The sequence below is a fragment of the Mesorhizobium sp. WSM1386 genome, from assembly GCF_055901595.1.
The window spans coordinates 1,052,509-1,066,752 of record NZ_CM148373.1; the positions used below are offsets into that span (position 1 = coordinate 1,052,509).

The 14,244-nt window shown below is 65.3% G+C and carries 14 protein-coding genes; 6 read left to right on the forward strand and 8 right to left on the reverse strand.

Going from position 1 to position 14,244, the window contains the following annotated elements; translation table 11 throughout:
• Positions 1-1,086 carry a tRNA (adenosine(37)-N6)-threonylcarbamoyltransferase complex transferase subunit TsaD gene (tsaD, locus tag AC0NIH_RS05115; protein WP_473461168.1) on the reverse strand — a complete coding sequence of 362 codons (1,086 nt, stop codon included), beginning with the start codon at positions 1,084-1,086 and terminating at the stop codon, positions 1-3.
• 155 nt (positions 1,087-1,241) lie between these two features.
• Here tsaD and hemC point away from each other — a divergent pair, with 155 nt between their 5' ends.
• From hemC to AC0NIH_RS05145, 6 genes are all read left to right on the forward strand, one after another.
• Positions 1,242-2,168 carry a hydroxymethylbilane synthase gene (hemC, locus tag AC0NIH_RS05120; RefSeq protein WP_473460895.1) on the forward strand — a complete coding sequence of 309 codons (927 nt, stop codon included), beginning with the start codon at positions 1,242-1,244 and terminating at the stop codon, positions 2,166-2,168.
• Between the two features lie 2 nt (positions 2,169-2,170).
• On the forward strand, positions 2,171-2,875 hold the full coding sequence (locus AC0NIH_RS05125; RefSeq protein ID WP_473460897.1) for a uroporphyrinogen-III synthase: 705 nt from the start codon (positions 2,171-2,173) through the stop codon (positions 2,873-2,875).
• 109 nt (positions 2,876-2,984) lie between these two features.
• Positions 2,985-4,505 carry a COG4223 family protein gene (locus tag AC0NIH_RS05130; protein WP_473460899.1) on the forward strand — a complete coding sequence of 507 codons (1,521 nt, stop codon included), beginning with the start codon at positions 2,985-2,987 and terminating at the stop codon, positions 4,503-4,505.
• A gap of 10 nt (positions 4,506-4,515) precedes the next feature.
• A complete protein-coding gene (locus AC0NIH_RS05135; RefSeq protein WP_224689338.1) occupies positions 4,516-6,114 on the forward strand; it encodes a heme biosynthesis protein HemY in 1,599 nt (532 codons plus the stop codon).
• A gap of 30 nt (positions 6,115-6,144) precedes the next feature.
• The gene (locus AC0NIH_RS05140) at positions 6,145-6,624 is read left to right on the forward strand and encodes a tellurite resistance TerB family protein (protein ID WP_023765947.1); all 480 of its coding nucleotides are present in this window, start codon (positions 6,145-6,147) and stop codon (positions 6,622-6,624) included.
• 18 nt (positions 6,625-6,642) lie between these two features.
• Entirely contained in the window at positions 6,643-7,359 is a 717-nt protein-coding gene (locus tag AC0NIH_RS05145) for a glutamine amidotransferase (RefSeq protein ID WP_023765948.1), read from the forward strand.
• 64 nt (positions 7,360-7,423) lie between these two features.
• Here AC0NIH_RS05145 and AC0NIH_RS05150 read toward each other — a convergent pair whose 3' ends face one another.
• From AC0NIH_RS05150 to gnd, 7 genes are all read right to left on the reverse strand, one after another.
• The gene (locus AC0NIH_RS05150) at positions 7,424-7,732 is read right to left on the reverse strand and encodes an NIPSNAP family protein (RefSeq protein ID WP_023765949.1); all 309 of its coding nucleotides are present in this window, start codon (positions 7,730-7,732) and stop codon (positions 7,424-7,426) included.
• A 48-nt stretch (positions 7,733-7,780) separates the two neighbouring features.
• The gene (locus tag AC0NIH_RS05155; RefSeq protein WP_473460902.1) at positions 7,781-9,019 is read right to left on the reverse strand and encodes an MFS transporter; all 1,239 of its coding nucleotides are present in this window, start codon (positions 9,017-9,019) and stop codon (positions 7,781-7,783) included.
• A 158-nt stretch (positions 9,020-9,177) separates the two neighbouring features.
• Positions 9,178-10,278, reverse strand: a complete 1,101-nt coding sequence (locus AC0NIH_RS05160; RefSeq protein WP_473460904.1) for an aminotransferase class I/II-fold pyridoxal phosphate-dependent enzyme — start codon at positions 10,276-10,278, stop codon at positions 9,178-9,180.
• A gap of 121 nt (positions 10,279-10,399) precedes the next feature.
• Positions 10,400-10,864, reverse strand: coding sequence for a Ros/MucR family transcriptional regulator (locus AC0NIH_RS05165; protein ID WP_224689334.1), 465 nt, complete (start codon positions 10,862-10,864; stop codon positions 10,400-10,402).
• 212 nt (positions 10,865-11,076) lie between these two features.
• A complete protein-coding gene (locus AC0NIH_RS05170; protein WP_473460906.1) occupies positions 11,077-11,781 on the reverse strand; it encodes an ROK family protein in 705 nt (234 codons plus the stop codon).
• Positions 11,782-11,795: 14 nt separating this feature from the next.
• The gene (zwf, locus tag AC0NIH_RS05175) at positions 11,796-13,172 is read right to left on the reverse strand and encodes a glucose-6-phosphate dehydrogenase (protein ID WP_473460908.1); all 1,377 of its coding nucleotides are present in this window, start codon (positions 13,170-13,172) and stop codon (positions 11,796-11,798) included.
• Positions 13,173-13,194: 22 nt separating this feature from the next.
• A complete protein-coding gene (gene gnd, locus AC0NIH_RS05180) occupies positions 13,195-14,211 on the reverse strand; it encodes a phosphogluconate dehydrogenase (NAD(+)-dependent, decarboxylating) (protein ID WP_023765954.1) in 1,017 nt (338 codons plus the stop codon).
• Between the last annotated feature and the right edge of the window lie 33 nt (positions 14,212-14,244).

Consider the following 14,244-nt stretch of genomic DNA (forward strand, 5'->3'; position numbering starts at 1 on the left):
TCATGCTTTGGCTCCCCGCCGGCCGGAGCCGACCATCGGCGCCGAGATGCTGTCCAGCGGCCAGCGCGAACGGGGCACGAAATCGAAGCCGTTCTCCTGTGCCATGCCTTCGCGCAGCCGCTCGATACCGGCCCAGGCGATCATCGCCGCATTGTCGGTGCAAAGCTTCAGCGGCGGCGCGACGAAGGTGAAACCGGCCTGAGAGCACAGCTGTTCCAGCGTCGCCTTGATGGTGCGGTTGGCGGCGACGCCGCCGGCGACCACCAGCGCGGGCGTGTTCGTGCCCGGAAATGTCTCGCTGAACCGTGCCAGCGCGCGCGAAACGCGGTCGGCGAGCGCATCGGCAACCGCGGCCTGGAACGAGGCGCAGATGTCGGCCACGTCCCGGTCGCTCAGCGGCTCGATGGCGGTCGCCGCCTGGCGCACGGCGGTCTTGAGGCCGGAGAAGGAGAAATCGGGCTGCGCCGACCCCTTCATCGGACGGGGAAAGGCAAAGCGGGCCGCGTTGCCGGCCTGTGCCACCTTCTCGACGTTCGGACCACCGGGATAGGGCAGGCCGAGCATCTTGGCGGTCTTGTCAAAGGCTTCGCCGAGCGCATCGTCGATGGTGGTCGCCCAACGCTGATAATCGCCAACGCCGCGCACGGCCACGATCTGCGTATGTCCGCCGGAAACCAGCAGCAGCAGATAGGGAAAATCGAGCCCGTCGGTCAGCCGCGCCGTCAAGGCATGGCCTTCGAGGTGGTTTACGGCGATCAGCGGCTTGCCCGCCGCCGCAGCGATCGCCTTGGCCGTCATCAAGCCGACGATCAGGCCGCCGACGAGACCGGGACCGGCGGTGGCGGCGATGGCGTCGATATCGGCCAGCGCCACACCCGAATCGGCAAGGGCGGCCTCGACGATGCCGTCCAGCGCCTCGACATGGGCGCGCGCGGCGATCTCGGGCACGACACCGCCGAAGGCGGCATGCTCCTCGATCTGGCTGAGCACGATGTTGGACAGGATTTTCGGCGCGTCATAGCCTTCAAGCGCCACGACGCTGGCGGCGGTCTCATCGCAACTCGTCTCAATGCCCAGAACGCGGATCAATTCGTCGCTGTCTCCTAAGATTGTATCGTGAAGCTTTCCCCGTTAGGAGAAAGCCGAAAGGCCTCGGTTATTCCAACTGCATTTCCGCGATGCCAAGTGGCTCCACTTGGCTGCAAAATGCTCTGGCCGGGGGTTATCACGGACCGCGCGCCATGCAAACAACCTTGAAAATCGGAACACGCGGCAGCCCGCTGGCGCTGGCCCAGGCCCATGAAACGCAGGCGCGGCTGATGGCCGCGCATGGCTTGCCGGCGGAAGCGTTCGAGGTGGTTGTCATCTCGACCAGCGGCGACCGCATCCAGGACCGGCCGCTATCGGAGGCCGGCGGCAAGGGCCTGTTCACCAAGGAGATCGAGGAGGCGCTGCTGGCGGGCGCCATCGACATCGCCGTGCATTCGTCGAAGGACATGCCGACGCAACTGCCCGACGGCCTTGAACTCTCGGCCTTCCTGCCGCGCGAGGACGCGCGCGACGCCTATGTCGGCAAGGCGGCGAAGACGATCGCCGACCTGCCGCGCGGCGCAAAGGTCGGCTCGTCGTCGCTCAGGCGGCAGGCGCTGATCCGCCGCATGCGGCCGGATCTCGACGTGGTGATGTTCCGCGGCAATGTGCAGACGCGGCTGCACAAGCTGGACGAAGGTGTCGCCGCCGGCACCATCCTTGCCTATGCCGGGCTGAAGCGGCTCGGGCTCGACCATGTCGTCACCGACCTGATCCCGCTCGACGTCTTTCCGCCGGCGCCGGGCCAGGGCGCGATCGGCATCGAGACCCGCATCGGCGATCGCGCTGTCGAAAAGATGCTGGTGGCGATCCATGACGTGCCGACCGGACAGGCGCTCGCCTGCGAGCGCGCCTTCCTGGCGGCGCTCGACGGCTCCTGCCGCACGCCGATCGCCGGCTACGCGGCGATCGAGGGTGGGAAGCTCTCTTTCGCCGGCCTGATCATCTCGCCCGACGGCACGCAGTCGCACACGATCGAGCTGCAGGGGCCAGCGCAGGATGCCGCCCGCATCGGCACGGAAGCCGCCGGGAGGGTGCGGGCCAAGGCCGGTGAAAAGTTCTTCGACGGCTGGCTGTGAAAATGGCTGGCGTCCTGGTGACCAGGCCGGAACCGGGGGCTTCGCGTACGGCGCGGCGGGTCCTGGAGGCGGGTTTCCAGCCGATTCTCCTGCCTTTGACCGAAACGGCGGCTTTGCCTGCCGATGCCGGTCAGGTTCCGGCCGATGCTCTCGCCGTTGCCGTCACCAGCGCCAACGCCGTGCGCCATGCTTCGGAAGAAATCATCGCGGCGTTCGCGGCCTTGCCTTGCCATGCCGTTGGAAGGCGGACAGCCGAAGCCGCGCGCGACGCAGGGTTCCTGTCGGTGCGCGAGGGTCCGGGCGATGCCGAGGCGCTGGCCGAAAACATGGGCGATACCTTTTCCGGCAAGACGATCGTCTATCTCTGCGGACGCGTGCGGTTCCCGGTATTCGAACAGCGGCTGGAAGGCGCTGGCGTCCAGGTCCACCCCGTCGAGACCTACGACACTTCAGCGGTGCGTTGTTCCGACAAGGACGTCCTTGAGCTGACGTCAGGCCAACCCGTCGATGCGGTGCTGCTCTATTCGGCCAAGGCGGCTGCCGCGATGCAGGTTTTGGCCGCAAGGCCCGCCTTGAAACTACTGTTTGAAAAAACACGGTTTTTGGCACTTTCCCAGCGCATCGCCGCTGCTCTTGACTATGGCGCCGAGATTGCCGCGACGCCCGACGAAGACGCGCTGCTGGCACTTTTGCGGGCGCCCCGCTGACCCGCGTCATCACACCGCCCCTTTTCACCGCTTGGTGATGTGCTAGACCCTTTCTGAACCATCACGCGCCGCCAGGCGTTGAGACGAAGCGAATTTGCGGAGCCCAGGCATGGTCAAGACGCCGAAGATGCGACACTCGAAAGGACGCCGCGATCCGGTGACCATCGATCTCGAGCCGGGTGCCGTCTCGCGCATCGTCGACGAGGATGCCGGCAAGGACGCAGCAGCGGGAGAGACAGCAGCCCGGAATGCGGCCCAGACCGACGAGGCGAAGGCGGAGGAAGCCGCGAACGCCTCGCAGCCGGAGGCGCCCGAAGAGCCGGTGCATGCCGACCAGGTCGATCTCGAACCCTGGGAGCATGCCGATGCCGCCGCGGGACAGTCCGGGGCGGATACGGCGGCAAGGGCGAAGGCCGCCGAGCCGGAAATGCCTTATCCCGGCTCGGACACGCCATCCGACCGCGCCAAACCTTCTTCCGACTACAACTTTGAGGACGCAACCACCAAGACTGGTGAAACCAAGACTGGTGAAACCAACGCAGGCGCGGGAAAACCCGACGCAAGGAGCGGACCAATGGCAGCGCAGCCGAAGCGTGGCGGCCTCAACGGCCTCGCCGCCGGCATCATCGGCGGTGTCATCGCGCTGATCGGCGCCGGCGGCCTGCAATTCGCCGGTCTGCTCGGCGCGCCGGGTTCCGGCGCCGGCGTCTCGCTCGATGGCGTCAACGGCGACATCGCCTCGCTGAAGAGCGAAATCACCGGCCTGAAAGAAGCCGGCGGCAACAACGATGCAGCGGCCAAGCTGGTCGGGCTTTCTTCGGGCCTGGAGCAGGTTAAGGCCGATGTCGCGGCGCTGAAATCGGCAGTTGAATCCGGCGGTGCCGGCGACAATGCCGGGCTCGCCGCGCTCGGCGACAAGGTCAAGCAGATGGAAACCGCGGTCGCGGCTCTCGGCAAGGCCGGCAGCGCGGCGCCGGTCGATCTCGGCCCGCTCAACGAAAAGCTGGCCGATCTCGATGCGCTGGTGAAATCGACAAGCGAAGCGGCGAAGACCCAGGACGGACGGCTCGCCGCGCTCGAACAGTCGGTGTCGCAGCTCTCCGGCAAGGTCGACGCCCAGGCTTCGCAGCCGAAGATCGCGCTCGCCATCGCCGCTTCGGCGCTGAAGGCGGCGCTCGACCGTGGCGCGCCGTTCTCGGCCGAACTCGATACGCTGGCCGCGATTTCGCCCAACGCGCCTGAACTCGCGACCTTGCGACCCTATGCCGAAAAGGGCGTCCCGACCCGAGCCGAGATCGCATCGCAGATGGATGCCGCCGCCAATGCCATGGTCGCCGCCGCAACGCCGGTCGATCAGAATGCCGGCTTCCTCGACAATTTGATGTCGAGCGCCGAATCGCTGGTCAAGGTCCGGCCGATTGGCGCCGTGGAAGGGGCCGGCGCGCCGGAAACGGTCGCGCGCATGGAGATGGCGGTCAACCAGGGCGACTACGCCAAGGCGCTCAGCGAATACGACACGCTGCCGGCAGCGGTGAAGACCGCCGGCGCTGATTTTGCCGGCAAACTGAAGGCCCGCGTCGAGGTCGAAACCCAGGTCGACGCGCTGATCTCCAGCGCGATGAAGGCATGAGGGCAACACAATGATCCGCCTGTTCGCCTTCCTCGTCGTCGTCTTCGCGCTGGGGCTGGGCTTTGCCTGGCTGGCCGACCGGCCGGGCGACATGGTCATCACCTTCAACGGCTACCAGTACCAGGTCAGCCTGATGGTCGCGGCGGTGGCCGTCGTCGCCGTCGTGGCCGCGGTGATGATCGCGTGGTGGCTCGTCAAGTCGCTGTGGAACAGCCCCTACACCATCTCGCGCTATTTCCGCGTGCGCCGCCGCGACCGCGGCTATCAGGCGCTGTCGACCGGCATGATCGCCGCCGGCGCCGGCGACGGTGCGCTGGCGCGCAAGAAGACCAAGGAAGCGGCCAAGCTGATCCGCTCCGACCAGGAACCGCTGATCCATCTCCTTGAGGCGCAAGCGTCGCTGCTCGAAGGCGACCACGAAGGCGCGCGGCAGAAATTCGAGAGCATGCTGGACGATCCCGAAATGCGGCTGCTTGGCCTGCGCGGCCTCTATCTTGAAGCCGAGCGCCTGGGCGACCGCAACGCGGCGCGCCATTATGCCGGTCGTGCCGCGGTGATGGCGCCGCAGCTCGCCTGGGCTGCCGAATCGACGCTGGAGGAGTTGACCGCGCGCGGCGACTGGGACGGCGCCCTGAAGTTGGTCGATGCGCAGAAGTCGACACGGCAGATCGAACGCGACGCCGCCAACCGCCGCCGTGCCGTGCTGCTGACCGCCAAGGCGCAGTCGCTCGCCGACAGCGACCCCAACGCGGCCAGGACAGCGGCGCTGGAGGCCAACAAGCTGCGGCCGGACTTTGCCCCCGCCGCCGTAGCCGCCGCCGCGGCGCTGTTCAAGCAGAACGACGTGCGCAAGGGCTCGAAGATCCTGGAGACGGCATGGAAGGCCGAGCCGCATCCGGAGGTCGCCGAGCTCTATACCCATGCAAGGCCGGGCGACGCCGTGCTCGACCGCCTCAACCGGGCGAAGAAGCTGCAGGAGATGAAGAAGAACCACGCCGAATCGTCGATGACGGTGGCGCGCGCCGCGCTCGACGCGCAGGATTTCTCGACCGCCCGCCGCGAGGCCGAGGCGGCGATCCGGATGGACCGCCGCGAGGGCGCGTATCTGCTGCTCGCCGACATCGAGGAGGCCGAGACCGGCGACCAGGGTAAGGTCAGGCAACTGCTCTCCAAGGCGGTACGGGCGCCGCGCGATCCGGCCTGGGTCGCCGACGGCGTCGTTTCAGAACGCTGGGCGCCGGTATCGCCGGTAACCGGCCGGCTCGATGCCTTCGAGTGGCGTGCGCCGATGGAGCGGCTTGGCCAGCTTATAGACAGCCGTGATGAGGCTCCGGACACCGTGCCGGTCATCGAAGCCCTGTCCAAGCCGGTCAGCGAAACGCCGGTCGACGCGATCGAACCTGCCACCACGGGCAGCGAGGCGACGGACAAGGCGGCCGAAAGCCGCGAAGACCACGTCACGCCGGTTACGGCCGCGGCGTTCGCGGCGGTGCCGGCCGATGCCGAGGGCGTGGAGCCGGCGGAAGAATTGACGCGCTTGCCGGACGATCCCGGCGTCGATCCGGACGACGAGGCAGAGAAGTCGCCGCGCCGCTTCCGGCTGTTTTGATTTGGCCATCGGGCGGTTGGGAATGAATTGATGTTCGAACGTGTTCTGTCGTTTCTCAGGGACTTGCCGGCCAGTTCCGGCACGCATGCCAGCACGGACGATCCGCGCGTCGCCGCCTCGGCGCTGCTCTACCATGTGATGAATGCCGACGGCGTGCGGCAGGATGTCGAATGGGAACGGTTCAAGGCGGTGCTGGCGCAGAGCTACTCGATCAGCGGCGCCGAACTCGAAGCGCTCGCCGCCGCCGGCGAGCGTGCCGACAACGAGGCGATCGACCTCTATGCCTTCACCAGCGTTCTCAAGCGCCACCTCGACGCGGACGGGCGCAAGGCCTTCATCGGCCTGATGTGGGAGATCGTCTATGCCGATGGCGAGCTGCATGAACTCGAGGACAACACGGTGTGGCGCGTCGCGGAACTGATCGGCGTCGAGCGCCACGACCGGGTCGAGGCGCGCCGCAAGGCGGCGGCGCAAGCGCCCGGCGCGCGCGGAACCTCCAGCGACGAATAGACGGGATCCCGCCTGCCGATGCCGCGCCAAACGAGCCCGAAGCCAAAAATCCTGATTGTCCTGCATCAGGAGAATTCGAGCCCCGGACGCGTCGGCCACATGCTCATCGAAGAGGGTTTCGATCTCGACATCCGCCGTCCGCCGCTTGGCGACGCGTTGCCGGAAACGCTCGATGGCCATGCCGGCGCCGTGGTGTTCGGCGGACCGATGAGCGCCAATGACGAGGACGAGTTCGTCCGCCGCGAAACCAGCTGGCTGGACATTCCGCTCAAGGAAAACCGGCCGCTGCTCGGCATCTGCCTTGGCGCGCAGATGCTGGTCAATCATCTCGGCGGCAAGGTCGAGGGTCACGGCGAAGGGCTGGTCGAGATCGGCTGGTATCCGCTCAAGGCGACCGAAGCCGGCAAGAAGCTGATGCACTGGCCCGAAATGGTCTACCAGTTCCATCGCGAAGGCTTTTCGCTGCCGAGCGACGCGATCTTGCTGGCGACGGCGGAGACCTATCCCAACCAGGCCTTCCGCTATGGCGATAATGCCTGGGGCATCCAGTTCCACGGCGAACTGACCAGGGTGATGATGCAGCGCTGGGTGGTGCGCGGCGCGCATCGCTTCGAACTGCCCGGCGCGCAGCCCGGCCGCGATCATTTGGGGGGCCGGCTGATCTGGGATTTACATCTGAAGCGCTGGCTGGACGAATTCCTGCGCATGGTGTTCGGCAGGCCAGCGGTACGGTAGCTCGGTTTTCTCCCAATTCCGGACGGGGAGGGTTCGCGTTTTCCGAAAACCGGCATCCACTTTTCTAGGCTTCGAGCACCGGCCGCATGAAGCTGCGCTCGTAGCTGAGAATGCTGCGATTGCGTTTTTCCGTTTCGAACACTTCCTGGCATTCCGGGTCGGCAGCCATCCGTTTGCGGTAGTCCTCGTAGTCGGCAAGGCTCGGAAAGCTGAACATGGCATAGGCGATATTGCTCGCCCCTTCGCTTGGAAGGAAATAGCCGTGATGGTTTCCACCGAGACGATTGACCAGACCGATCCAGCGACGGCCATATTCTTCAAACTCGGCAAGCTTGTAAGGATCAATGACATATTTCAGGTAACAAGTGATCATGGGAGTTCCTGTGACAGGGTGACGAATCTTGCCGACGGTTAGCGCGCGTCAGTTTCGCCCGTTGAGGTGGCGAACCCTGCGCAATTGCGGGAACAGATACGCCCACAGGCCGGCAACGGCGATGGCGCCGACGCCGCCGATCACCACCGCCGGAACGGTGCCAATCAATGCCGCCATGGTGCCCGCACGGAATTCGCCGACCTCGTTGGAGGCGCCGACGAAGACCTGGTTGACGGCGTTGACGCGGCCGCGCACTTCGTCCGGCGTCCACAACTGGATCAGCGTTTCCCTGATGTAGACACTGAACATGTCGGTGGCGCCCAGCAAGACAAGGGCGACGATGGACAGCCAGGTGATGGTCGACAGGCCGAATAGCACGGTGCAGGCGCCGAATGCGGCGACGAAGCCGAGCATGATCTTGCCGGCATTGTCGCGAAGCGGGTGCCCGGCCAGCCAGACCGCAACGCAGATGGCGCCGATGCCGGGCGCCGAGCGCAACAGGCCGAGGCCCCAGGGGCCGAGTTCAAGGATATCGCGCGCATAGACCGGCAGCAGCGCCGAGGCGCCGGACAGGAGCACGGCGAAGAGGTCGAGCGAGATGGCGCCGAGCACGATCTTCTCGCTCCAGATGTAGCGGAAGCCGGCAAACAGCGTTTCCATCGTCGGCTTGTCGGTTGCGGTCTGCTGAGCGGGCTTGGGAATGGTGAAGATCAGCAGGCCCGCCACCAGCATCAGCGCGGAGGCGACAGCGTAGGCGGCTTCCGGCGAGACGCCATAGAGCAGGCCGCCGGCGACCGGGCCAACGATCGTTGCCGTCTGCCAGGCGGACGAGTTCCACGCAATCGCGTTGCCGAAATCTTCCGGAGGCACCAGATTGGCGAACAGCGACGAGGAGGCCGGTCCGTAAAAGGCGCGCGCCATGCCGAACAGCGCCAGAACGACGAAGATCGGCAGCGGACTGACGAGGCCGCGCAGCGTGAAGTACAGGAGAACGAGCGCACAGCTTGCCTCGACCACCGTTGCCAGGGCCATGATCAGGCGGCGGCCGAAGCGATCCGCGACGACGCCGGTGACCAGCACCAAAAGCAGCGACGGCAGGAACTGGACGATACCGACAATGCCGAGATCGAAGGGATCGCGCGTCAAATCATAGATCTGCCAGCCGACGGCGACGGACACGATCATGGTGGCGAAGGTGGTGAGGAAGCGCGCCGTCCAATAGCTGAGGAAGGCTTTGTGCCGGAACGCGGCGTAACGCTGCTCCGGGGAAGTTTGTAGGGATGTCATCGAGTGAGGCCCCGTTGCTATGACATTGACCGGCGGGGCACTTCCCGGATGGGCGCTGTTCCGATCAATGAAACTTATCAAAGTTCGGCGGGCATATGCGTTAAAATCAGGCCTGGATCAAGGGACTTTCGCCTTGGTCGATCCATCGCACAAGGAAGTTACTGTCGCAGCGCGGCCGAAATGGCATCGAGTCCACCCCTCAGTTCGGCCTCGGTCGGCCAGCCGAAACCGACGCGGAAGAAGCGCTTCGGCATCTCGAACCAGTGACCGGGCCCGACATAGGTGCCGTGGTTTTCCAGCAGGTTCATATAGAAGCGGTCGAGGTCGAAGCCGGGTTCGACATTGAGGCGCGGGAAGCCGACGACACCGCCTTCGGGCCTGATCCAGTCGACCAGCGGTTCGCGGTCGATCCAGGCCTGGACGATGTCGCGTCGCCCTGCCATCTCGGGCAGCAGCGTCGCCAGGAAGGCTTCCCGGCGCTCCAGCATGCCGCGTGCGATGCCTTCGTCGATGACGCTGCCGCAAATGCCGATCTGCTCCTTGGCGGCAAGGAACGTCTCCTGAAGGGCCGCATCCCTGGTGATCAGCCAGCCGATGCGGATGCCGGGAATGCCGAAGGCCTTGGACAGCGACGAGACGCTGATGGCCTTCCGGCTCAGCGAGGCCGCCGACGGCAGCCGCCTGCCATAGGAGAGATCGCGATAGGTCTCGTCGACCAGCAAATGGCAGTTGCTGGCTTCGGCTAAAGCCACCAGAGCGTCGAGTTCGGCGCGGCTCATCATCGTGCCGGTCGGATTGTGCGGGCAGGTGACGCTGATCAGCTTCGTGTTCGGCCGCATCGCCGCCTTGACGGCCTCGACATCGATGGCAAAGCCGTCGTCGAAGGCGAGGTCGACAAAGCCGATGGCGCAGCCGATCGCCCTCGGGGTTTCAATGTTGGTGGCATAGTTGGGCCTGACGACGACCAGGTGATCGTCCGCCGACAGAAGCGCGGTCGAGATGATGAACAGCGCGCCGGCGGCGCCGGCGGTGACCAGCACATCATCGGGCGAAACGCCGGCATCCTGCGCCGCGATCAGCGCACGCAAGTCCTTGTCGCCGCGATGCTCGCCATAGAAGAGCGTCAGGTCGGGCAGCGACAGGCCGATGTCGGAGAGCTTCTGGTCGGCGATCGAACTTTCGGAGAGATTGTAGCGGATACGGTCGTAGCCGTACTCTTCCGGCGCCTCTTTCTCGATCACCATCCTGGTGTAGTTCATGGCTTCCCCCAGATCACCCTGTCTGGCCTATCCAAGCCACAAAAACATGAAGCCTGCCAAGGCGAATTCGCCGGCAGGCTTCTGTTCCAGTCGTCCTAACGATTGGCTTAGGATGAAGGGGTCAGGCCGAGACCTTGGCCTTCCGAGCTTTGCCCTTGACGGGTACCACTACGGCCGCCTTGCGGCCAAGGCCGATCGACTTCGCCAGCAGCGAACGCGAGGCGGCGTAGTTGGGGGCAACCATCGGGTAGTCCGACGGCAGGCCCCATTTGGCGCGATAGGCGTCCGGGCTCAGGCCGAAATGCACGCCGAGATGGCGCTTCAGCGATTTGAACTTCTTGCCGTCCTCAAGGCAGATGATGAAATCCGGCATCACCGACTTCTTGGGGTTGACCGCGGGGACCAGGGGCGCCGCCACCGGAACCGCCGGCTTGCCGAGGCTGCTGATCGAGGCGGCGACACTGGCAATGAGGTCGGCCAGGCCGGAGGCGGGCAAGCGGTTCTTCTCGACGTAGGCGGACACAATATGAGCGGTCAGCTCGAGAAGGTCGATGTCTTTGCGAGCGTCGTTGCTATCGTCGGTCAATCTTTCCTCCGTCTATGGCGCGCAGCCTCGAAAATCGGGCTCGTTTTCGAAAGGACAGTGCGCAAACCCTAAGTGCTGAAGCGACTTTCGTGGACCCCTTGGTCGCGCCGCAGTGTAGTTCGGCGAAACTCCTAGTCGGCAAATCTGCTTAATGCAATGACTGACGTGGCGTCACACGTGATTTTGAACAACTATACTAAAACGTAATAATATCAGACGATCAAGGCCTCGTCTCGCCACAGACGAAACCCGCCTTCGAAAGCGCGTGTGTTGTCGCCGCGCCTGCTGTCGGTGGGCAACTCGTCGAGCTTGTCGACATTGCCGCCGCCGACGACGATATAGTCGGGCTGCAAGGCGGCGCGGAGCCGGCCGACGACGTCGAACACATATTTGCGCCACTTCTTCTTGCCGTGCATTTTCAGGCCGCGTTCGCCGACGTAGTCCTCGAAGCTCCTGCCTTTCCTGTAAGGAAGATGGGCGAGTTCCATCGGCTGGCCCACATTGTCGAGGACCATCGCCGCGCCGAGGCCGGTGCCGAGGCCCAGGAACAGCATGCGCCCGCCTTCATAGCTGCCGATGGCCTGCATGAGCGCATCATTGACCACCTTGACCGGCTTGCCGAACTGCGCGGCGAAATCGAAGCCGGCCCAACCCTTGCCGAGGTTCATGGGGTCGAGCACCGGCTTGTTGTGACGCACCGGGCCTGGATAGCCCATCGAGATGACGTCGTAGGACAGGCCCTCGGCGAGCTTTTTCACCACGTCGATCATCTGTCGAGGTGTCAGGTCCGGGCCGGAATCGACCCGGCGTTCCGCTCCGCCGGCGCTGGTCAGGATCTTGACGTGCGAGCCTCCGATATCGATCGAAAGCACGATCTTGCCGGTGTCCGCAGCCCTCTGCTTTGCCGCCTTGGCCATCGCTTCCCCTCCGTTCATGCTACCGGATCGATCCAGCCATTTGGCGGACCGAAGTCGGCCATGGCGTCCGCCGGTCCCCATGTCCTGGGATCGTAAAGGTGCGGCGGGGTGGCGTCGCCGAGCACCGGGCCGACGATGCGCCAGGCAAGCTCGGCCGCGTCCTGGCGCGTGAAGAGCTGGCCATTGCCGTTCATGGCGTCGCCGATCAGCCTTTCATAAGGCGGCATGTCGCCCTTGCTGTCGTCGAGCGCGGTGAGTTCCACCTGCTCGCCGACCATGTCGTCGCCGGGCGCCTTGCGCTGCGCGCCGATGGCGATCACCACCTGCGGGTCGATGCGGAAGCGCACGTAGTTCTGGTCGGCCGGCTTGATCGGGTCGAAGACGTCGAGCGGCGGCCGCTTCAGCCGCACCACCACCTCGGTGACATGCACCGGCATGTTCTTGCCGGCGCGGATGAAGAACGGCACGTCCTGCCAGCGCCATGTGTCGACGAAGAAACGCACTGCCGCGAAGGTCTCGACCGGCGAGTTCGGCGCCACGCCGGGCTCCGCCAGATAGCCGGTGAACTGGCCGCGCACGACATCGTCCTTCGTCAGCGTCCTGATCGCCCGCAGCACCTGCACCTTCTCGTCGATCAGGTCGTCGGCCGAGCGGCCGACGGGCGGCTCCATGGCCAGCAGCAAGAGAATGTTGAGCAGATGGTTCTCGATGACGTCCCTGATGCAGCCGACGTCGTCATAGAAGCGGCCGCGCCCTTCGACGCCGAAATCCTCGGCCATGGTGATCTGCACGCTTTCGACGTAGTTGCGGTTCCAGATCGGCTCGAGCAGCGAATTGGCGAAGCGGAAATAGAGCAGATTCTGGATCGCTTCCTTGCCGAGATAGTGGTCGATACGGAAGATCGACTGTTCGTCGAACACCAGGTGCAGCACCCGGTTCAGCCAGCGCGCCGACTGCAAATCGTGGCCGAAGGGCTTTTCCACCATCAGCCGCGCGCCGTGTGCCGTGCCCGACTGCTCCAGCCCTTGCACGACGGTCTCGAACATGGTCGGCGGCACCGCCATGTAGTGCAGCGGCCGCTGGGCGCTGCCGAGCGCGCTCTTCAGCTTTTCGAACGTCGCGCCGTCGCGGTAGTCGCCGCTGACATAGCGCAGCAAATTGGCGAACTTGGCGAAGATTTTTTCGTCGATCTTGCCGAGCGCGTTGACGATGCCGTCGCGGGCGCGGGCCTGCAACTGCTTCAAATCCCAAGCGTCGAAGGCCACTCCGATCACCGGTTCGGTGAGCGTGCCCTTGGCGACCATCTGGTAAAGCGCCGGAAATATCTTCTTGTGGGCGAGGTCGCCTGTAGCCCCGAAGAGCACCAGCGTGTCGGACCGTTCCTGGCTCATGCCTGCGTCTCCCCTGCCGCCGTCACTTGCCGGCCTTCGGCTTCTCGACATGGCCGCCGAAGGCATAGCGCATGGCGGACAACAGCTTGTCGGAGAACTCGGATTCGCCTTGCGAGGAGAAGCGGTCGAACAGCGCCGAGGACAGCACGGGGGCGGGCACGCCGGTGTCGATCGCCGCCTTCAGCGTCCAGCGGCCCTCGCCGGAATCCGAGACCCGGCCGCCGAACTGCGCCAGGCCTGGATCGCTCTTCAGCGCGCCGGCGGTGAGATCGAGCAGCCAGGAGCCGATGACGCTGCCATGGCGCCAGACCTCGGCGACCTGGGGAAGGTCGATGTCGAACTGGTAGTATTGCGGGTTTTCCAGCGGGCTGGTCTCGGCGTCGGCGGTGCGCTGCCGCTTGCCGGCATTGGCCGATTTCAGGATGTTCATGCCTTCGGCATAAGCGGCCATGACGCCATATTCGATGCCGTTGTGCACCATCTTGACGAAGTGGCCCGCGCCGCTCGGCCCGCAATGCAGGTAACCGAACGGCGCCGTGCCGGCAGCCTTGTCCGGTGAAGGCGCGCCGGCATCGGCGCCCGGCGCCAGCGTGGCGAAGACCGAATCGAGGTGCTGCACCGCGACGTCGGGACCGCCGATCATCAGACAGTAGCCACGCTCCAGGCCCCAGACACCGCCGCTGGTGCCGACATCGACGAGATGGATACCCTTGGCGGCCAGTTTCGCGGCCTGGTCGACGGCGTCATGATAGTAGGAATTGCCGCCGTCGATGACGATGTCGCCGGGCTCCATCAGGGCCGCGACCTGATCGATGATCTTGCCGGTGATGGCGGCCGGCAGCATCAGCCAGACGCAGCGCGGCTTGGCGAGCTTGCCGACGAATTCCGCCATCGAGGCGGCCCCAAGGGCGCCGTCGCCGACCAGGGCCGCGACGCTGGCGGGGTTGATGTCGTAGACGACGCATTCATGGCCGTCGCGCATCAGGCGGCGGACCATATTGGCGCCCATCCGGCCCAGTCCCATCATTCCGATCTGCATGGTTTCGTCCCTGTTTGCTGGAGATTTGGGGTT

Coding starts and splice junctions, on each gene's coding strand:
- AC0NIH_RS05150 (WP_023765949.1), bottom strand. CDS start 7,732: ATGATCACTTGTTACCTGAAATATGTCATTGATCCTTACAAGCTTGCC.
- AC0NIH_RS05160 (WP_473460904.1), bottom strand. CDS start 10,278: ATGAACTACACCAGGATGGTGATCGAGAAAGAGGCGCCGGAAGAGTAC.
- AC0NIH_RS05140 (WP_023765947.1), top strand. CDS start 6,145: ATGTTCGAACGTGTTCTGTCGTTTCTCAGGGACTTGCCGGCCAGTTCC.
- AC0NIH_RS05145 (WP_023765948.1), top strand. CDS start 6,643: ATGCCGCGCCAAACGAGCCCGAAGCCAAAAATCCTGATTGTCCTGCAT.
- AC0NIH_RS05125 (WP_473460897.1), top strand. CDS start 2,171: ATGGCTGGCGTCCTGGTGACCAGGCCGGAACCGGGGGCTTCGCGTACG.
- AC0NIH_RS05135 (WP_224689338.1), top strand. CDS start 4,516: ATGATCCGCCTGTTCGCCTTCCTCGTCGTCGTCTTCGCGCTGGGGCTG.
- gnd (WP_023765954.1), bottom strand. CDS start 14,211: ATGCAGATCGGAATGATGGGACTGGGCCGGATGGGCGCCAATATGGTC.
- hemC (WP_473460895.1), top strand. CDS start 1,242: ATGCAAACAACCTTGAAAATCGGAACACGCGGCAGCCCGCTGGCGCTG.
- zwf (WP_473460908.1), bottom strand. CDS start 13,172: ATGAGCCAGGAACGGTCCGACACGCTGGTGCTCTTCGGGGCTACAGGC.
- AC0NIH_RS05170 (WP_473460906.1), bottom strand. CDS start 11,781: ATGGCCAAGGCGGCAAAGCAGAGGGCTGCGGACACCGGCAAGATCGTG.
- AC0NIH_RS05155 (WP_473460902.1), bottom strand. CDS start 9,019: ATGACATCCCTACAAACTTCCCCGGAGCAGCGTTACGCCGCGTTCCGG.
- AC0NIH_RS05130 (WP_473460899.1), top strand. CDS start 2,985: ATGGTCAAGACGCCGAAGATGCGACACTCGAAAGGACGCCGCGATCCG.